This is a genomic window from Zymomonas mobilis subsp. pomaceae ATCC 29192, assembly GCF_000218875.1.
Taxonomy (GTDB): Bacteria; Pseudomonadota; Alphaproteobacteria; order Sphingomonadales; family Sphingomonadaceae; genus Zymomonas; species Zymomonas pomaceae.
Genome location: NC_015709.1, coordinates 1,873,165 through 1,892,227 on the forward strand (window position 1 = coordinate 1,873,165; position 19,063 = coordinate 1,892,227).

14 protein-coding genes and 1 tRNA gene are annotated in these 19,063 nt (G+C 43.5%); 11 read left to right on the top strand and 4 right to left on the bottom strand.

What is annotated here, in order from left to right:
* Positions 1-217 precede the first annotated feature (217 nt).
* From kdsB to ZYMOP_RS08360, 4 genes are all read left to right on the top strand, one after another.
* A complete protein-coding gene (kdsB, locus tag ZYMOP_RS08345; RefSeq protein WP_013934884.1) occupies positions 218-1,018 on the top strand; it encodes a 3-deoxy-manno-octulosonate cytidylyltransferase in 801 nt (266 codons plus the stop codon).
* Between the two features lie 17 nt (positions 1,019-1,035).
* Positions 1,036-1,917 carry a 3-deoxy-8-phosphooctulonate synthase gene (gene kdsA / locus ZYMOP_RS08350; protein WP_013934885.1) on the top strand — a complete coding sequence of 294 codons (882 nt, stop codon included), beginning with the start codon at positions 1,036-1,038 and terminating at the stop codon, positions 1,915-1,917.
* Between the two features lie 139 nt (positions 1,918-2,056).
* Positions 2,057-2,836, top strand: coding sequence for an EAL domain-containing protein (locus ZYMOP_RS08355; protein ID WP_013934886.1), 780 nt, complete (start codon positions 2,057-2,059; stop codon positions 2,834-2,836).
* A 361-nt stretch (positions 2,837-3,197) separates the two neighbouring features.
* A tRNA-Ser gene (locus ZYMOP_RS08360) sits at positions 3,198-3,287 on the top strand.
* A gap of 14 nt (positions 3,288-3,301) precedes the next feature.
* Here the strand turns inward: ZYMOP_RS08360 and ZYMOP_RS08365 are convergent.
* Positions 3,302-6,424: a UvrD-helicase domain-containing protein gene (locus tag ZYMOP_RS08365; RefSeq protein WP_013934887.1), complete on the bottom strand. Its 3,123-nt coding sequence runs from the start codon at positions 6,422-6,424 to the stop codon at positions 3,302-3,304.
* Positions 6,425-8,182: 1,758 nt separating this feature from the next.
* On the opposite strand from ZYMOP_RS08365, the gene sucC reads away from it, so the two are divergent.
* The 4 genes from sucC (at position 8,183) to pgl (ending at position 12,222) form a co-directional block, all read left to right on the top strand.
* The gene (gene sucC, locus ZYMOP_RS08370; protein ID WP_013934888.1) at positions 8,183-9,379 is read left to right on the top strand and encodes an ADP-forming succinate--CoA ligase subunit beta; all 1,197 of its coding nucleotides are present in this window, start codon (positions 8,183-8,185) and stop codon (positions 9,377-9,379) included.
* Between the two features lie 121 nt (positions 9,380-9,500).
* Positions 9,501-10,250: an electron transfer flavoprotein subunit beta/FixA family protein gene (locus tag ZYMOP_RS08375; RefSeq protein WP_013934889.1), complete on the top strand. Its 750-nt coding sequence runs from the start codon at positions 9,501-9,503 to the stop codon at positions 10,248-10,250.
* Complete coding sequence (locus tag ZYMOP_RS08380; RefSeq protein ID WP_013934890.1) at positions 10,247-11,179, top strand: electron transfer flavoprotein subunit alpha/FixB family protein; 933 nt, start codon at positions 10,247-10,249, stop codon at positions 11,177-11,179. The genes ZYMOP_RS08375 and ZYMOP_RS08380 overlap by 4 nt, the downstream gene beginning before the upstream one ends.
* A 335-nt stretch (positions 11,180-11,514) precedes the next feature.
* Entirely contained in the window at positions 11,515-12,222 is a 708-nt protein-coding gene (gene pgl, locus ZYMOP_RS08385) for a 6-phosphogluconolactonase (RefSeq protein WP_013934891.1), read from the top strand.
* 125 nt (positions 12,223-12,347) lie between these two features.
* Here the strand turns inward: pgl and ZYMOP_RS08390 are convergent, their stop codons facing one another.
* Positions 12,348-12,668: a hypothetical protein gene (locus ZYMOP_RS08390; RefSeq protein ID WP_013934892.1), complete on the bottom strand. Its 321-nt coding sequence runs from the start codon at positions 12,666-12,668 to the stop codon at positions 12,348-12,350.
* A gap of 296 nt (positions 12,669-12,964) precedes the next feature.
* Here ZYMOP_RS08390 and ZYMOP_RS08395 point away from each other — a divergent pair, with 296 nt between their 5' ends.
* Positions 12,965-13,339: a hypothetical protein gene (locus tag ZYMOP_RS08395; protein ID WP_013934893.1), complete on the top strand. Its 375-nt coding sequence runs from the start codon at positions 12,965-12,967 to the stop codon at positions 13,337-13,339.
* Positions 13,340-13,458: 119 nt separating this feature from the next.
* A complete protein-coding gene (gene pdxR / locus ZYMOP_RS08400; protein ID WP_013934894.1) occupies positions 13,459-14,970 on the top strand; it encodes a MocR-like pyridoxine biosynthesis transcription factor PdxR in 1,512 nt (503 codons plus the stop codon).
* Between the two features lie 101 nt (positions 14,971-15,071).
* Here the strand turns inward: pdxR and ZYMOP_RS08405 are convergent, their stop codons facing one another.
* Complete coding sequence (locus tag ZYMOP_RS08405) at positions 15,072-15,743, bottom strand: pyridoxamine 5'-phosphate oxidase family protein (protein WP_013934895.1); 672 nt, start codon at positions 15,741-15,743, stop codon at positions 15,072-15,074.
* A gap of 93 nt (positions 15,744-15,836) precedes the next feature.
* Positions 15,837-16,631, bottom strand: a complete 795-nt coding sequence (locus tag ZYMOP_RS08410; RefSeq protein WP_013934896.1) for a DUF6624 domain-containing protein — start codon at positions 16,629-16,631, stop codon at positions 15,837-15,839.
* 465 nt (positions 16,632-17,096) lie between these two features.
* Here ZYMOP_RS08410 and typA point away from each other — a divergent pair, with 465 nt between their 5' ends.
* On the top strand, positions 17,097-18,914 hold the full coding sequence (typA, locus tag ZYMOP_RS08415; RefSeq protein ID WP_013934897.1) for a translational GTPase TypA: 1,818 nt from the start codon (positions 17,097-17,099) through the stop codon (positions 18,912-18,914).
* Positions 18,915-19,063 lie beyond the last annotated feature (149 nt).

Genomic DNA, 19,063 nt, shown 5'->3' on the forward strand with positions numbered 1-19,063 from the left:
TAGTAAAATATACTATAAAACGATGATTATGTTGCTATCTTGCAACAGATGATGATGAAGAAATTTTCATTTTATTTTATACAAAAAATATAAAATTTTAAAATATAATTTCTTTTAAATGTTAATTTTTAATATAATTTAATTCTAAAAATTTAACATTTATAATCAAAGATAAAATAATTATCAATATTGAGATATAAATTAGGGATTATTTCGAATGGCCGTTGCGATTATTATACCAGCCCGTTTTGCCTCTACCCGTTATCCAGGTAAACCACTTGTACCTCTTACGGGGATAGAGGGTGAACAAAAACCGCTTATTATTCGAAGCTGGGAAGCGGCTTGTTCGGTAGAAGGCGTAGATCGTGTCGTTGTTGCAACAGATGACGAACGGATTGCTGAGGTCGTCCGAAAGGCAGGGGGCGAAGCCCTTATGACACCCTCATCCTGCCGTAATGGCACCGAGCGTTGTGCCGCCGCGCTTGATCAATTGGGGGATGATTTTGATCTGATTATCAATTTTCAAGGCGACGCACCCTTGACGCCTGCTTTTATTGTTGAAAAGCTTATTCAGATCATGAAAAGCTCTCCAGAGTATGGTATCGCGACTCCGGCGGTTACGACCTCACCTGCAGTTCGATTTCAGCTATTTGATGATCAGCAACATGGGCTTGTCGGGGGAACGACTGTCGTTTGTAATGCGAAAGGGGAGGCATTGTACTTTTCTAAGTCGGTTATTCCTCATCTTTCCAAAACAAACCGGACTGATCCGGTGCTTCCGATTTATTTACATATCGGCCTTTATGCTTATCGCCCTCAGGCTTTACGAAGTTATGCATCATGGCAGCCCTCAAGCTTGGAATTGATTGAAGGCTTAGAACAATTACGTTTTCTTGATGCTGGTGTGGCGGTCAAGGTATCTGTTATCAATAAGCCTGATTTGGAATTGTGGGAATTAAATAACCCTGTTGATCGTAATCTGATCGAAGCCACTCTGATGGCGCGTGGTATAAAATAACCAAAGGCTGCATTGCTATGTCTTATGATAAGTTAAATGAACAGCATCCGAGCATAAATCTATGTGGTCGCGATGTTGGTCTTGGACACAAGTTGTTCCTGATTGCTGGCCCTTGTGTCATCGAAACGGAAGATCTTACGCTTAGAACGGCTGAACGCCTGCGAAAGATTGCAGAAAAACTTGGTATTCTGCTAATCTATAAAAGCTCTTTTGATAAGGCTAATCGTTCTTCTAGTCAGTCTTTTCGGGGACCCGGAATTGATGAAGGCCTGCGTATTCTTGAAAAGGTACAACGCGACGTAGGCTTACCTGTATTGACTGATGTGCATACAGCTTCACAGGTTCAGGCGGTAGCCGAAGTCGTTGATGTCTTACAGACTCCGGCTTTTCTGGTGCGCCAGACCGATTTGATCGAAGCGGCGGCAGCTTCTGGACGTCCGGTCAATATTAAAAAGGGGCAGTTTTTGGCTCCCGGTGATATGGCCAATGTGGTCGCTAAAGCACGCGTCGCTGCTGCCGAGGTTGGAATCGCTGCTCCGTCTATTATGGTTGCCGAACGCGGGGCATGTTTTGGCTACAACAATTTGGTCTCTGATATGCGTGGTCTCGTCATCATGCGCGAGACCAACTGTCCATTAGTTTTTGATGCCACCCATTCTGTCCAATTACCGGGCGGCCTTGGCAATAGAAGCAGCGGAGAACGGCAATTCGTTTCAGTTCTGGCGCGTGCCGCCGTATCCGTAGGCATCGCTGGCCTGTTTTTAGAAACTCATCCCGATCCAGCCAATGCGCTTTCTGATGGCCCTAATACTGTACCCCTTGATCATTTGGAGCCTCTTTTAACTAATTTGGTCGATCTTGATAGCTTTGTGAAAGAGCGTCATTTGATTGATCAATAATATAAAATATTATTTACAATTATAGTTATAATTTATCAAAATTTATTAACTTTGTCTTAAAAGAAGTAAACTGAACGGACGTTAATAATGCTTACACAATGTTCCATTTTGGAGCATTGTGTAAGAGGAACCGTTTGTTATGGGGCAGTCTCAATTAATATCGGACAGACAAAGCCGCTTCGTTTGTTTTGGGGGCAAATGCGATAAACCGCTTGATTTCAGCTTTCTTTTTGCTTTTCAGCCTATCGTTAATATCAAAACAGGCATGATTTACGCTCAAGAAGCCTTGGTGCGTGGCTTAAAAGGGGAAGGGGCGGGTTCTATTCTTTCAAAGGTCAATGATAGTAACCGATATATTTTTGATCAAACAGCCAGAGAAAAAGCGCTCCAATCGGCTCTATCATGCCACTGGGATGGCTTAATCAGTATCAATTTTATGCCTAATGCCGTTTTCAGTCCGGCCCATTGTCTGCGCAGAACTTTAGCGACTTGTGAAAAGTTAAACCTTAATCCCAGTCGTATTATTTTCGAATGGTCAGAAAAAGAATACATAAATGATGCCCATCATATCGAAAATATTATTTCGACCTATCAGCATCTCGATTTTAAAATTGCCTTTGATGATTTTGGTAGAGCGCACTCTAATCTTAATTTGTTAACGCGCTATCATCCTAATATTATCAAGTTGGATCGTCATTACGTTATCAATATCGAAAAGGACAAGCACCGTCAGGCCATCGTCAAGGCCATGATTTCGTTATGTCGTGATCTGAATATTGATTTCGTGGTTGAAGGGGTCGAAACCATAGCCGAATTTGATATGCTGTCAGATATAGGCGTGGAGTTAATGCAGGGTTTTTTATTGGCGCGGCCCGCCCTCATGGATATGCCAAAAGCAACGATACCCTATGTAATATAACCTCTAACGAGAACAGTTTTTTAGTCTGCATAGAATTCTCCCTTTACCTTCATACGCAAAAATTTACTTTTGGCGGAGAGAGTAGGGCTTTATAAAAATCGGAAAGACCAACGGAACACTTGTTAGTGTAGCTTTTTAATAGAAAGAATTTCTTCTTTGATACAGTCTTCTTTTGTTTTCAGAATAAAGGGATATAATTAACAAGGTTTGTCCCTTTTATCAGCTTTTTCTGATAGAAATTAGCATCCTAAAAGGACAGCTGTACATAAAAAGCAGCGCATCGTTCGCCATTTCCCCTTGGCAAAAAAGAATATTTACGTTACTAGCGCGCCTCTATCAGCTTCTTTACAGCTGATAGTGCGGAGAGGTGCCAGAGAGGTCGATTGGGACGGTCTCGAAAACCGTTGTGCCCTTACGGGTACCGTGGGTTCGAATCCCACCCTCTCCGCCATTTCCCTATTCCCTTTAAAATAAGCTATATTGTTGTTTGCTGCTTTTTGCAGGGCGTTTCTTTTCTGATTGTGCAACCGTAAAATCGGTGATCGCTGTTAAAAAGGCAGAGGCCTTTTGCTTTTGGTGAACGCCATAAACAAAACGCTCACGAGCGTGGGTTAAGAAAAGATGATCGCGTGCACGCGTCACAGCCACATAGAATAATCGCTTTTCTTCAGCTGCTGCGCTTTCTTCTTCTGGCGCATGGTGAAGCATGAATATTTCTTCTTCTAGGCCGACAACAAAGACGACTGGGAATTCTAACCCCTTAGCCGCATGTATCGTCATCAAGGAAACACGATCACCGCGTTGATCGTGAAAATCAACCTCAGTTGCCAAAGCTAGTTGTTCCCAGAAAACGGAGGATTCCTGATCCCCTGTCTTTTCAGCCAGAATGCGCAGCCATGATAGGGCTGTTTCTATCTCGGCTGGCTCTAAGTCTTCCTTATTGGGTTGTGTCCTGAGCTGTATTTCGGCTTTTTTCAGGCTTTCTAATTTATCTTTCAACATTTCCATGGGAAAATGGCTTAATATTTTTACTAATGCTGCTACGGCTGGATGCGAAGTAATCAGAACCGGCGCGGTTTTTCTGAAAGGCACACCTGCCTGATTAAAGACCTTTTCAAAGGATTTTGCCTGCGCATTATGGCGATAAAGAATGGCAAAATCTTTAAAACTAAGGGCAATGTCTCGGCTTTGCTTGGTTTTTTTGCCCACTTGCGCCGTTAACATGTCATGGCCGCCCATCATTTCTTCGATTTTCTGGCTTACAAAATGAGCTTCATCCGACTCTTGACGGGCTTGGTAAAGGATAATCTTTTCGCCATGCGCCCGCATGGCCAAACCTTTTCGATCCGGCATAAGCCCATTCGCCGCATCGACAATTTCAGGGGTAGAACGATAATTCCGATTTAAAGTGACGCTAACAATAGCGGGGAAATCCTGTTGTAGCCGATCAAAACAGGCAGAATCCGCTCCTCTAAAACTATAAATAGCCTGATTAGGATCACCAATGACGGTTAATTGCGTATCATCGCCTACCAAAAGCCGGATTAATTGGTATTGTTTTTCATCAATATCTTGAAATTCATCAACTGAAATAAAGCGGAATTGCGTTTTCCAGCGGCTAAGAAGCGCTGAATTCAAGCTCAGGCCTTGGACAGCTTTTATAATGAGATCATCAAAATCGAGCCAATTTTGTTGTTGTCCCAAGATTTCTAATTGATTCCGAATCTGCTGTTCTTCGGCATTACCTGATTCGCCCCGCCTTTTGAGCTCGGATAAGCGCTTAAGTGCCTGTTCAGCCTTTCCTGCTGAAAGAGACATCGCCGCCATAAGGGCTTTTTTCCGCTCCTGATGATCTGCAACATGAAAATCGGGCGAAAGGCCAAATAAAGCGCTATCTTGACGCAAAATATGAAGCGCTAAGGCATGAAAACTATGTATGGCTAAACCAGAGGCCTGATCAGGGATGAGGGTTGTTAATCGACTTTTTAGCTCTTCAGTGGCACGGCGCGTAAAGGTGACAATCAAACATTGTTGCGGCAATATACCTTTGTTTTTGATTAGATAGGCTACGCGGCGGGTTAACATATGGGTTTTACCCGCACCCGGTCCCGCTAAAACCATTAACGGCTTTTCTGTTATCAAGGCCGCTTCTCGCTGCGGCTGATCAAGAGGCTTTAGAAAGGGCGCGATAGTTTCATCTTGTCGCGCTTTTTCTCCTAGCACTTTTTTTATAGGATCAAGCGCTAGGGCTTTCTCTTCTATCCGCGGCGCTTCTGCAATGATGGGCGCTTTCCTGACAGGCGCAAAGTTAAATAATAGGCCACCCTTTGTCAGCTGCTCCATTTCCTGTTTTTCAAACAAACGAATAGTGCCATATTCCCCGTCATAACCGGCTTCGCGAATGACTTTGCCCTTTCGCAATCGATCAATCGCTTCGCCTAGCAAGGGGTGAATCGACGTCATATCTTCAATCGCTACCGTTTCCAAGATAGCCAATTCTGATCCCAATAAGGATAAGCTGCGTTGATAGGCTTGGGTGACTTTACGAGACGTAGGCCCAACGCCCCATAATTCACTTAAAATTTCGGGCAAGGGCACTAAGCTGCTAAACTTACCAGCGGTTGAAGGCGGAATGCCCTCTTCCCGATCGGCCAAGGCTTCTACCCGATGGGCAACCCCAATGGTCAGTGGCTTACCGCATACAGGACAAAGGCCACCAAGCGCTAACGTCTCCTTGGGTGTCAGGCTGATATGGCAATGACGGTGACCATCGGCATGGTATTTCCCTTCTTCAGGAAAGAATTCAATCGTGCCGATATAGCCTTCTCCCGTTTCAAGAGCGTGGCGAAGCGGTTGGAATCCCATATCACAATCAAATAAAGTAGCTTCCCGTCCTAACTTAGCGGGCGAATGGGCATCTGAACTTGATATCAGGCGATAGCGATCCAAAGAGGAGACGCGCCAATTCATCTCAGGATCAGAAGATAAACCGGTTTCAGCCGCAAAAATATGCCCTGCTAAATCGCCATAACATTCATCAATAGAATCAAAACCGGATTTTGATCCCAAAGCTGAAAACCAAGGCGTCCAAATATGGGCAGGCGCAAGCCATGAATCCTTTCCCGATTCCAAGGTTATTTCAAGGAGATCACGAGAGTCCAATCCTAAAATTGGTCGTCCATCTGAAACAATATTGCCTATCTTGGCTAGTTTTTCGGCAAAGCGATCCGCTGCTTCAAAGTGAGAATGATATACCAGATGGTGCACTTTTCGGGTTTTGTCGCCTTTCTTATAAATGGTCGATATTTCCCCCGAAAGAATAAAGCGGACAGGTGTTTGGCATCCGATGGGTAAATTTTTCATCAAAGGCTGTTCAATCTCCGGCTTTAACCGGAACAGGCCGTTGCCTTCTGCGATTAGCTTCTCTTTCATTTCCTGCCGCCACGCCGGATGGGTGCAGTCTCCAGTCGCTACCAGATGAATCCCTTTTTCAGCTGATCCTGACGCCAAATGTTCCAGATCTAAATTACGACTGGTGGCGCGCGCATAGCGAGAATGAACATGGAGATCAGCTAAAAAATGGCTCATGAGCACACCTTATTTCTTTATTAAGCACTATAAAAATATTTATTAAAATAAAAAAATGAAAAAATAATAAAAAATTAAATTTAAAATAAATAAAAAATATTAAAATTTAAAATATATACAGTTTTTTTTCTAAAAAAATAAGATATTATTCCATTTTTAAATATAGAGACCTACATTTTTTAAAAAATACTGTGAATCCATAGAAATAATACCAAGGGAAGAATCATATATCCGTCAAGAATATCTGGAATCGCCGTTTCTGGCTTACGGGTGCCGCGATTGTCATTAACATAGGGGCATTTTCAAGTTTTCCATCCTCTGCGGATGCTGTTGTCGTCAAGGATAATGGCCGCCTTGGATTAGAGAAGCCCTCAATGTTTTAAGATGGCAGCCCTCAGAAGGCTAGCAATCAAGATGCAATCGAGACTAAATATAATTTAGGTCTTCGCTATTTCAAAGGCGAAGGCGTCCCGCAAAATAGAAGAGCCACAAGATTCTGGATTCATCAGAGGCGGAAAGGGGGGTGCTGATGCCCAAGAATTGCTTAAAAAGTTAAATAATTGGGTTTTTTGTGGGGTTTTGAAGTCAGAATATAGGCGGGGCGGGTTTTATCTATCTGTCGGCTTTTTATTTTTTGTGAGGGTTTCGAGGAAAAACAAGTTAGATTTGTTTTTGGGTATGATCAGGAAAAAGAAAAGGCGGGGTTTTAAAGGGCTAAGATGATGCTGGTGGCTATGGGATTCTTCACCTCTCAAGCGTAGTAAGAGTAGTTCAGAATATTTTCGTTTTTTCTATAAGACAGTTTGTTATTAAAAGACGGCATTTTACTACATGTTTATCAAAGGCAAAGGCCTGAAGGGCGAGTGTGCCGCTTTGGCTGATGGTGGCCCGTGCCAATGTTACGATCTCTATAGGTGTTTATCGTGTAGCTATCATTTTTAACGGATTTAGGCTCTAGATAGCCAATTTTACCTGATTTTAGCTGTGATTTTGTTGGGTCACGATTGCGGGTGAATGGGTTTATAGATAATATCCAAAATGGATTATAATGACTTGGCTGACGATTGGATGTGCCCGAGTCTCTCGATTAAGTATATCTGGGTCTCTTTAGATAGCGGCACCCTATTTTTTGAAACCCTATTTTTAATTAATCGATATTTTATTTTATAAGGTTAATTAAATATCGCCAAATATTTGGACCTTGATATTTTGGATTGATACCGAATTTTCATTTTAAAAAAATAGCAAAAATTACCTTATGAAAAGGGATGTTTTTATTTTTAATGCTTAAAGATGACTGTTTTAGAGATTAATCTTAAAAGAAGGGTCGCTTCTTAAAATAAAAAGCGACCCTTAATTTAAGCCAGCGAGCAAGGGGGCTTACTTATCCTCTGGCTTTCTCTTCAGCAATATGGAGCGCATTACTGTAAGAAATACAGCTCTTCCAGCTGTAGAAAGCTTTAAAAACTGCGCTTCTCCTGTAACAAAAATAAAAGATAGTTCAATTATGGATGTAATATTTTTTACGTAAAATAAATTTTCAAATCACAGTGAAATATTGAATATATTCATCTTTAGATCTTAAAGCCTTCTTGCAAACTGTAGCTTTATTTCTCATTCCTGTTTTTCTATAATCTGTTTTTTCTACAATCTATCCTTCTGGAAGACAGATAGGCCGGTTCATAAAAATCGGCTGTTTTTTTTCTAATCTCTGAAATACAGCTTCTATAATCTACACAGTAAAAAGGCCGGAATCAGGTGAATATATACGAATATCAGGCAATGGCCCTCTTAGGGGAACGGGGCGTGCCCGTTGTTCCCGGTCATGTGGCAACGACTATTGAAGACGCTATTACAGCAGCCGAAAAGCTTTCAGGCCCTTCTTATGTTATAAAATCACAAATTTTAGCAGGCGGACGTGGCAAGGGTCATTTTTGGGAATCGCCTTCTGATGGCGGTGGTGTGCGGATAGCTCGGGACGTCGAATCGCTTAAGAATCATGTAACCCGTATGCTGGGTAAGCATTTAGTGACAGCCCAAACGGATAAAAAGGGTATTCTGGTTGAAAAGGTTTTCATTACCGAAGCGATTGACATCGTCAGTGAATATTATCTTTCTCTGCTGGTAGATCGTCAAACAGGACGGATTACTTTTGTTGTCTCCCCAGAAGGCGGTATGGATATTGAAGCGGTCGCCCGCGATAAACCCGAAGCTATTCATCGCATTTCTGTTGATCCTGCCACAGGATTTCAGGCCCATCATGGCCGTGCTATTGGCTTTGCGCTGGGGCTTAAAGGGGACATTTTCAAACAAAGCATAAAACTGAGCGCTGCGCTTTATAAGGCTTTTGTTGAAACTGATATGAGCCTACTTGAAATTAATCCGTTGGTGGAAACGGGGGATGGCAAGCTTTTACCCGCAGATGCCAAAGTCAGTTTTGACGACAATGCGCTTTTTCGGCATCCTGATATTGCGGCGTTGGGTGAGGCGGGTACCTCTGATCCTTTGGAACAAGAAGCCAAGAAATCAGGGCTTTCCTACATTAAACTTGACGGCAGTATTGGCTGCATGGTGAATGGTGCCGGTCTTGCTATGGGAACGATGGATATTATTCAGCTGCATGGCGAAATGCCCGCCAATTTTCTGGATGTCGGCGGGGGGGCCAGTCGCGAAAAAGTGGCCACCGCTTTTCGCATCATTCTATCCGATCCTTCGGTTAAAGGTATCCTCATTAATATTTTCGGCGGTATCATGCGTTGCGATATTTTAGCGGAAGGCATTATCGCCGCTGCTCGTGAGCTGGATATTAACGTTCCTTTGGTGGTGCGTTTGGAAGGTAACAATGTCAAGGAAGGTAAGGCTGCCCTTGTCTCTTCTGGATTGGCCATTATTACAGCTAATGATCTTGGAGATGCAGCGGAAAAAATCGTCGCCGCTATCCAAAAAGCGGCCTGATCTTGCTACTGTTTGGGATAAGTCGGCCTAAGCATAAAGACTGGCGGATAGCTGACCGACACACAATGCTAAAGATGACGCTCATGGCGATTCTTCTAAAAGGCGATAAAGGGAGATTCTGATGAAAGTAATGGTGCCCGTTAAACGTGTAATTGACTATAATCTCAGACCAAGAGTGAAAGCCGATGGTTCGGGAGTTGACCTTTCCAATCTCAAAATGTCCCTCAATCCTTTTGATGAAATTTCTGTTGAAGAAGCGGTTCGTCTTAAAGAAAAAGGTATCGTTCAAGAAATCGTCTTGGTGTCAGTAGGCCCTACCAAGGCACAGGATCAGATACGCACCGGTCTCGCTATTGGCGCTGATCGCGGCATCCTTATCGAAACAGATGAGAATGTAGAACCTCTCTCCGTTGCTAAACTGCTGAAAGCTATTGTCAGTGAAGAAAAACCGGATTTAGTGATTGCAGGTAAGCAGGCCATTGATGACGATTCCAATCAGACCGGCCAAATGTTGGCTGCACTTTTGGGATGGCCACAGGGATGCTTTGCCTCTAAAATCGCTATCGCTGATAATAAAATTGAAGTGACCCGTGAAATTGACGGCGGGCTAGAAACGATCAGCCTTAATTTACCGGCTGTTGTCACAGCCGATTTACGGCTTAATGAACCGCGTTTTGTTTCCCTGCCGAATATTATCAAGGCGCGTAAAAAGCCGATCGAAATCAAAAAGCCGATAGATTACGGCGTCGATATTACGCCGCGGTTAAAAACTATCCGCATAGAAGAGCCACCTGTGCGTCAAGCCGGTGAAAAGGTCGAAACGGTTGAAGAATTTGCGGCCAAACTCAAGGAATGGGGAGTCGTAGCATGAGCATACTTGTTTTAGTCGATTACAATGGGGCTTCGATTGACGAAGGCAGTCTCTCTGCGATTACGGCAGCCCTTCAGATAGAGAATGATGTTGATCTTTTAATCGCCGGTGAAAATATCCGTGCGGCCGCTGAAGCTGCCAGCAAGATTAAAGGCATTAATAAAGTGCTTTTGGCGGATGCGCCAGCTTATGCCCATAGTTTAGCTGAAAACATTACGCCTTTGATCGTAAAATTACTGGATAATTATCAGGTTTTTGTCGCCTCTGCCAATTCCAACGGCAAGAATATCGCGCCACGCGTTGCCGCTTTATTAGATACACAGCAAATATCCGAAATTATTACGGTTGTATCCCCTGATACTTTCCGTCGTCCTATTTATGCCGGAAATGCTATTGCGACGGTGCAATCCGTGGATGCTAAAAAGGTTGTTACCGTACGCGCAACGGCTTTTGAAAAGGCCGAGGCCGAAGGCGGTTCTGCCCCTATTGAAGCCGTAGAAGCTACCGAAGACACGGGCCTTTCCCGTTTCGTCTCTGTCGATTTACAGCAATCTGGACGCGCCGATTTAAACACTGCCCCTATTGTGGTTTCTGGGGGCCGTGCTTTAGGCTCTCCCGAGAAATTCCATGAATTAATCGAAGGTTTTGCAGATTGTATTCATGCAGCGGTTGGGGCATCGCGTGCGGCTGTTGATGCTGAATATGCGCCTAATGACTGTCAGGTAGGTCAAACCGGCAAAATTGTTGCGCCAGAAGTCTATATTGCGGTGGGTATTTCCGGGGCGATCCAGCATCTTGCTGGTATGAAAGATTCCCGTAAAATTGCAGCGATCAATATTGATCCCGAAGCCCCCATTTTCCAGATCGCTGATATTGCATTGGTAGGTGATCTCTTCGAAATTATGCCTTCTTTGATCGAAAAATTCTAAACCCTTGATTCTGGTCAGTATCACGGGCTGAAATCTTTAAAAATATCCAGATAGCAGAGTTTGATTTGCTATCTGGATAAACTTTATTTTTAAAAATAACATTATAAAACAAGCTATTAGCAATATTTTTTGCTAAACTGATAGCGCTTTGCCTTCAATCCTATGCAAGGCCGTTCTAGAACGTCTTCATTCTCATTGGAGCCGGTAATGATTCGCAACAATAGTTTGAAACTGTTCCCTTGCCTTGCTGCGCTGTAAATGAGATCAAGAAACCTGTTATATAAGACAGAAAAATGCTGTCCGTTTGAAGAATAGCAGGCCTTAAGGAGAAGAAGATGACCGAAGCCGAATGGTGGGAATTCGACAGTGTTGCGGCCATGGCCAAACAGATTGCCGATGATATTGAATTTATTATTAAACAGGCGATTGAAAAAAAAGGCCGCGCTCTCATAATCGTTCCGGGTGGTTCTACCCCCAAGCTGGTTTTCCCAACCCTTGCAGAACGCGAAATTGAATGGCCCAAGGTAACCTTGATGCTGACGGATGATCGTTTGGTCGCGCGCAGTGACAAGTTAAGCAACTTTGGCCTTCTGACCAAATATTTCGAAAAAACGGGTGCCGAATTAGTCTCGCTGATTGATGAATCCTTATTGGATGACCGTGCCGCTGCGGGGCGTGCCGCTGATCAAAAACTGGCCTCTTACAAATGGCCTGCGGATCTTGTCTGGCTGGGTATGGGTAATGACGGTCACACGGCCTCTATTTTCCCGGGGCCGAATTTTGATGAAGCTGTAAATGGCCCCCGTGAACGGCGTGCCTTGGGTATTCTTCCTGATCCGCTTCCACCAGAAGCACCGGTTGCACGTGTTTCGCTCAGCCTCTCGGCATTAGCTTCTGCTCATACGGTGATGGTTGTCATCACGGGTGATCACAAACGAACTGTGCTTAATCAGGCCTTAGAAGAAGGGGCTTCTTCCCGTTTACCTGTCGGTCGGGTTCTCGGTGAAACGGAAGCTTCTATTGACGTTTATTGGACCAAATAAGCGTCTCTGATATTTTGATCACAGTTTTAAAAGCCTGTATCTTTATAAGATGCAGGCTTTTTTTAGAGTATAGCTTGATTAATTTTTTCGAAACACAAAAATATTCTGAATATTTTATTCGAAATTTATTCTCGATGATCCGGCGGTAAATCACCATCAAAGGCAATTCGCCTTAAACATTCACGATAACGTTGTTTAGCTTTTATATCTTCGGATGATTTCGGCGCTAAATAACGACATTCCAAAAATTTTTGTTCGCGTCTCGCGGCGGCCTCTGTGAAAACAGAGGATTGTGCGGCTGTTTTTTTAGCGGGAGCTATTTTTTGTCGTTCCGACCCAGCCGTTGTTATAACCAGAAGTAAACATACCGCCACCGCCGTCAGGGATGAAAGCAACGTCGCAGCAAGACTGACAACCGTATTGATTGATAAGCGAGACAAAGGCATCCCATTTCAAAAAAGCTATTACAAACTCATAAAATTTGAGCTTCTTTCGTCTGATTTATGCAGTTTAGCAAAAAAAAGACAATACTGCACAATAGCTTACTTAAATCCATCTTATGAAATCGAGGCTATTATCGCTTCAGATGATGCCAGTCATTTTCGTTGTGATCAATAGTGAATAATTTTTGAATTCACCTGATGGTCGTCGTCATTTTATATTTTTTATGCTAAAAAATGCATTATTTTTTTTCAAAAATTAATTTTAAATTATTACTTTTTTAAATATTGGGACAAAAATTATGACTATTTGGCATGTTTTAGGAAAAATGGAATTATGTATTATCAGAATGAATTCAGAGAATTTAGACGCGAGTTTTAAAAAATTACAAGGTCATTTAAGAGAAATGAAAATAACAAGAGAGGAGATTATCCACTCATCCACCCAAGAAGGCATAATGCCCGAAGAATTAACGCGTCTTCAAGAGAGTATCCGATTTATAGAGAGCGATAGCGCTACGTTGTTAGAAAAAGCAAAAGAAATATTAAAAACCTCTGATAACCAAAAAGCCGTAAATTATATACGTGACTCGATATTAGTGCCGTTTTTTTATGATTATAAAAAATACACTTCCCTCCGATCTGTTCGGGTTGGGTCTAATCGGCTGGATCAGTGATGAAATTCATGTCGAAATGCAGCGTCGATGATAAAATTATCAAAATCGAACAAGAGATAAAGCGTTCTACTGTAAAATATTTCCCTATAGCGGCATCCTTATTCGAATAGGAAAATTTTGTGAAAAGGTCGGTGACGTCGATTGGTTCTCTTATAGCTTTTATAATCGACAGAGACGATAAAACCCCCGTTTATAAACAGTTATACTATCAAATTCATGCCGCCATTCTGGATGGACGTTTAGAGGCAGGCAGTCGTCTCCCTGCCAGCCGGATTTTGGCTCAAGAATTAGGACTATCGCGCAATAGCGTAGTGACGGCACTCGATCATCTCCATGCCGAAGGCTATGTAATCAGCAGGACAGGAGACGGCACTTACGTTGCAGATTCTCTTCCTGAAGAGCATCTAGCGCCTCGCAGCGGGCTTCTTCATATAATGACGGATGATGCCATTCTAGGGCCGGGGCCATCCGAACGCGGACGTTTGTTTACCGAGTTATCCGTAACCGCAGGCCCTGCGCTTCCGATTCCTTTCGTCGCTGATCTTCCAGCTTTTGATGCTTTTCCGCTTCCATTGTGGAAACGTTTTATGGTGCAAAGTTGGCAGGAAGTGCGGCCAACTATGCTAGGTTATGCTGATCCGGCTGGCTTTCGTCCTTTGCGGAAAATTATTGCTTCTCATCTTGGGGCATCCCGACTGTTGCGCTGTCAATCATCCGAGGTTGTAATGACGTCGGGTTCTCAACAATCCCTCGATTTAATTTCACGGGTGCTTCTTGATCAAGGGGATCCCGTCTGGATTGAAGAGCCCGGTTATATAGGGGCCCGTTGTGCCTTTCTTGCCGCCGGTGCCCGTCTGATACCCGTTCCGGTAGATGAGGCCGGATTAAATGTCGAAGCGGGTAGGGCGTTAGAGCCCCATCCTCGTTTGATATTTATTTCACCCTCTCGACAATATCCCCTTGGTATGACGATGCCTATGGCACGACGTCAGGCATTATTAGATTATGCCGAGCGGATTGGGGCATGGGTCATAGAGGATGATTATGACTGCGAATTTCGCTATCGGGGGTCACCGCTTCCTGCGGTTCGTAGCCTCGACCGCTCTCAGCGGGTAATTTATCTTGGGACTTTCAGTAAATCGCTTTTGCCCTCTTTTCGTCTGGGTTATCTGGTGCTTCCAGAGACTATTCAACCCGTTTTTACAAAGGCTAAAGCTATTATAGATAGGCATCCACCGTTACTTGAACAGATTGCTTTAGGCAGCTTTTTTAAAACGGGGCAATTTGCTGCCCATATCAGACGAATGAGACAGCTTTATCACGAACGGCAGGATGTTTTATTAGATGAATTACATCAGGTCGTCGGTTCAGCTTTGACCTTTACAGCGGCAGATACAGGCATGCATCTTATTGCCTTTTTACCTGATAATGTAAGTGATTTAGCTTTTTGTGACTTAGCCCGAGAATATGGCATCTCGCTACGGCCTTTATCTATTTATTATTTGTCCGATCGTCCAAAACAGGGTTTGATCATGGGCTTTGCCGCCATTCCTGTAGCGCGTATCCGCTGGGGCGTTAAACAGTTACGGAAGGTTGTCGATCAAATGTTATCTCAAAAAGGCACAATATAGTCTCTAACTTAAAGAGTTGTTCAATAAAAAAGACGGCGGTAAACCCTATATTTTCTTCGCCGTCTTTTCGTATCATACGCTTATTATGCGATACCTGTTTATTAAATTTGGGGGGGATAGACAAAATCCTTAATAAAAGAAGGTACCTCAATATCGGGACGCAACGTTGGATCGGGTTCTGGTACGCCCGTCACCGTATGGAGAGGAATAGTGCCTGCCCATGCATCAGAGGTTTTATCCTTATCACTATCTAGCGGCGGCCCAGTGCGTACTTTGGCTGAGGCTTCATCCAGCTTTAACCGGAGAACTTTAGCGGCTGTCCATTCTTTTTCGGCTGGCTTACGGGCATGATCCCATAATCCCGGTGCTAATCTGTCTGTGAAAACGGCCAAAGCATGACGTTTTGTTTCCTCATCGCAAAGTTCAGCATTACCAAACGCCATGACCGAACGGAAATTAAGGTTATGGTCGAAGGCTGCCCGTGAAAAAACGAGACCATCAAGATGGGTCACAGTAAAACAGATCGGAACACCCTCACTTTGGGTACGCAACATACGGCTTGCTGCCGATCCGTGCCAATAGACATAGTCATCAATGCGCCAATGGCTACAAGGTGTTACAAAAGGAGCCCCTTCGAAGACATAGCCGATGTGGCATAGGATAGAGGCGTCAATAATAGAATAAATAGTCTTGCGGTCATAATGGCCCAGATGATGGAAACGCTTGACACGCGTGCGATCAGTGGGGGGTGGTGTTTCTGTTGTGTCGGCCATTATTTTGTCCTCAAAATGCTCGATATTTCAGGACAGGGTAAGATAAAAAATCAGTATTGATGAGAACCAATCCTCTAAAAAGAGGAAGGGCCATTATGATTTTTTATCTATCAAAGATTCCGAACAAGACTGTTTTTGATAAGGCGGTAAACCGTGACTGGCTCGGCGTATATCAAGCTGATCTTTATCTATAACCGGATAAAGAGAACCCTCTTTTTTAATCTGTGTGCCAAAAAATTGGGGCTTCCCATCTTTCACTAACAAATAGTCTTCCAGCAGGGCAACATAATCTCCAGGGAAATCATGATGGGCAAAAAGTTTTTGCATCATTTCTAACAAGGATTTTTGGAAGGCTATATCCCGAACATGCTGTATCAGCCGGAATTCGGCGGCGACAGCCTGACCGCCCACTTGGGAAAGGGATAAAAGCCCCTCTTTTTCAACCATTTTTTTGAAAGCACGACTATTATTGCGATCGGTTTCATCCACTGCTTTCCAGTTAACCGCTTCGCCTTTAGAAAAATTAGCTCTCACTTTCTGATCTTGTGTCCCCATTTCTATGAGCATTTTCGCTTGTCGTCGAAAATCAGAGGCGGCTTTTATGGATAGAAGCTGTTGGCTACTTTTTTCATAACCCGGGAAAGGCGTTAAGTCACAAGAGGATCCCAAAGGAGAGGTTTGGCTATTTTGGATAGCTTTGTCCGCTGTAGTATCGGCTGGCTGTATAGCTGCAAAACAAGCTTTTCCATTAACCACAAGCGACAGGCCTAAAATCACAGAAAAGATTATTTCTTTACGGGGCTTTATCAGGGTAAAAGAAAATATATCAGATTTCTGGCTATTATGACCTGACGGATTCATAAAAGCTTTAAGGGCTTTTGTTATCATCGTCGCATGTGCCTCACTTTATATATTTTAAGAATATTACTATAAAAAAATATAGTGTTGTAATGCTATTTAATATTTTAAAATGACTAAAGATTTTACGATTAATTATTGATATTTTTTTATATAAAAAAATATATTTATTTTTAATTTTATCTTATTTTTTTTATTATTTTTTTTAGAAAAATTTTATTTTTTAGAAAAAAGCCAATATATTTTATATCGCGATATAAAAAACAGATTTTTGTTTTCAGTTATTCCCTAACGGTAATTACAAGATAGCATACTTGTTGAATGAAGCTTTTTCGGTTATGGAGCCAGCATTCGTCAGAGAATTAATGCGGTTCACGTGTTAATTCTGGTTATGGTATCGAATCCTTTTATAATCCGCCTTATCCTGTGTCAGGATAGCAGGTCGGAAAAAAGATAAAAGATAGATGCTAATCTTTCTTAATGGACAGGAAACACATGAGCCTGCGCAACGTGGCCATCATCGCGCATGTCGATCACGGCAAAACGACGCTTGTCGATCAGTTATTTCGTCAATCGGGTACTTTTCGTGAAAACCAGCGTATCGACGAAAGAGCGATGGATTCTGGTGATCTCGAAAAAGAACGCGGTATTACCATTCTTGCTAAATGTACTTCTATTGAATGGGGCGGCAAGCGGATCAACATCGTTGATACCCCAGGCCACGCTGACTTTGGCGGTGAAGTTGAACGCATCCTTTCTATGGTAGATGGTGTTATTCTGTTGGTTGATGCCGCAGAAGGCCCGATGCCACAGACAAAATTTGTTACCAGCAAAGCACTTGCGCTTGGTTTAAAGCCGATTGTTGTTGTTAATAAAATTGATCGCCCTGATGCCCGTGCGGCTGAAGTGTTGGATGAAGTTTTTGACCTGTTCGTGACCTTAGGGGCCAGCGATGAACAGTTGGACTTCCCTGTGCTTTATGCTTCTGGACGTAACGGCTATGCCGGAGAGAGCGAAGAAGTGCGTGAAGGCACGCTCGCACCCCTTTTCGAAAAGATTGTGGGGCATGTAAAGGCACCGAATGTTGATGCAGAAGCGCCTTTTCGTTTTCTGGTAACCTTACTTGATCGCGACAATTTCGTCGGTCGTATTCTGACCGGTCGTATTGATGCGGGTAAGCTTGCTCTTAATCAGCCGATCCATGCGCTTGATATGGATGGTAATGTCCTTGAAGTCGGTCGCGCTTCTAAAATTATGGCTTTTCGCGGTTTAGAACGTGTTGCCGTTGAAGAAGCCTCTGCGGGTGACATCATCAGTCTAGCCGGTTTGACGGTCGCAACGGTTGCCAATACGATTGCTGATCCTTCGGTCCGTGATCCTATCGCTGCTCAGCCGATTGATCCGCCCACGCTGTCTATGCGTTTTTCGGTTAATGATTCGCCTTTAGCCGGTAAAGAAGGCACCAAGGTAACGAGCCGGATGATCCGTGACCGTCTGACGGTTGAAGCTGAATCCAATGTCGCCATTCGCGTCACGGAATCTGAAGAAAAAGATAGCTTCGAAGTTGCAGGCCGTGGTGAATTACAGCTGGGCGTTTTGATCGAAACGATGCGTCGTGAAGGCTTCGAATTATCCATCAGCCGCCCGCGCGTGTTGTTTATTGACGGTGAAAATGGCCGTGAAGAACCTTATGAAACGGTCGTCATTGACGTTGATGATGAGTTCTCAGGTACGGTCGTCGAAAAAATGTCACTGCGTAAAGCTGAGTTGACGGATATGCGTCCTTCCGGGGGCGGAAAAACCCGTATTACCTTCTCGGCACCTTCTCGCGGCTTGATCGGTTATCACGGTGAATTCCTATCCGATACGCGTGGTACCGGTATCATGAACCGTCTTTTTGAAAAATACGGCCCTTATAAAGGACCGATTTCTGGTCGCCAAAACGGTGTATTGATCTCTTTGGGCACCGGTTCTTCAGTGGCTTTTGCTTTGGGCTCTTTGGAAGAACGTGGCGTTCTTTTCATTGGTGCGGGTGAAACCGTCTATGAAGGCATGATTATCGGTGAAAATGCCCGTGAAGGGGATATGGAAGTTAATCCTTTACGCGCTAAACAGTTAACCAACATGCGTTCTTCCGGTAAAGATGATGCTATTCGTCTGACGCCACCGCGTGCGATGACCTTGGAACAGGCCATTGCTTATATCGCCGAAGATGAATTGGTTGAAGTAACGCCTAAATCTGTTCGTTTGCGGAAGCGCTATCTTGATCAGAATGAACGTAAGCGTCACGCGCGTTCTAACAAGAATCTTTAATTTAAATGGATAGAGAAAGCAGAGTGTCAAAAAAATAACAGTTCTTTTGACATCGGCTTTTGAAATATCTTTGATAAAGCGTCATCTGAATAAGATGGCGCTTTATTCTTTTAAAGAACAATAGTTTAGCTGACTGATTATAATGATGG

What these genes read in the sequence shown, in the direction of transcription:
- ZYMOP_RS08375 (WP_013934889.1), top strand. Translation starts at nt 9,501, where the DNA reads ATGAAAGTAATGGTGCCCGTTAAACGTGTAATTGACTATAATCTCAGA.
- typA (WP_013934897.1), top strand. Translation starts at nt 17,097, where the DNA reads ATGAGCCTGCGCAACGTGGCCATCATCGCGCATGTCGATCACGGCAAA.
- ZYMOP_RS08355 (WP_013934886.1), top strand. Translation starts at nt 2,057, where the DNA reads ATGGGGCAGTCTCAATTAATATCGGACAGACAAAGCCGCTTCGTTTGT.
- ZYMOP_RS08395 (WP_013934893.1), top strand. Translation starts at nt 12,965, where the DNA reads ATGACTATTTGGCATGTTTTAGGAAAAATGGAATTATGTATTATCAGA.
- kdsA (WP_013934885.1), top strand. Translation starts at nt 1,036, where the DNA reads ATGTCTTATGATAAGTTAAATGAACAGCATCCGAGCATAAATCTATGT.
- ZYMOP_RS08405 (WP_013934895.1), bottom strand. Translation starts at nt 15,743, where the DNA reads ATGGCCGACACAACAGAAACACCACCCCCCACTGATCGCACGCGTGTC.
- kdsB (WP_013934884.1), top strand. Translation starts at nt 218, where the DNA reads ATGGCCGTTGCGATTATTATACCAGCCCGTTTTGCCTCTACCCGTTAT.
- ZYMOP_RS08380 (WP_013934890.1), top strand. Translation starts at nt 10,247, where the DNA reads ATGAGCATACTTGTTTTAGTCGATTACAATGGGGCTTCGATTGACGAA.
- pgl (WP_013934891.1), top strand. Translation starts at nt 11,515, where the DNA reads ATGACCGAAGCCGAATGGTGGGAATTCGACAGTGTTGCGGCCATGGCC.
- ZYMOP_RS08410 (WP_013934896.1), bottom strand. Translation starts at nt 16,631, where the DNA reads ATGATAACAAAAGCCCTTAAAGCTTTTATGAATCCGTCAGGTCATAAT.
- ZYMOP_RS08390 (WP_013934892.1), bottom strand. Translation starts at nt 12,668, where the DNA reads ATGCCTTTGTCTCGCTTATCAATCAATACGGTTGTCAGTCTTGCTGCG.
- ZYMOP_RS08365 (WP_013934887.1), bottom strand. Translation starts at nt 6,424, where the DNA reads ATGAGCCATTTTTTAGCTGATCTCCATGTTCATTCTCGCTATGCGCGC.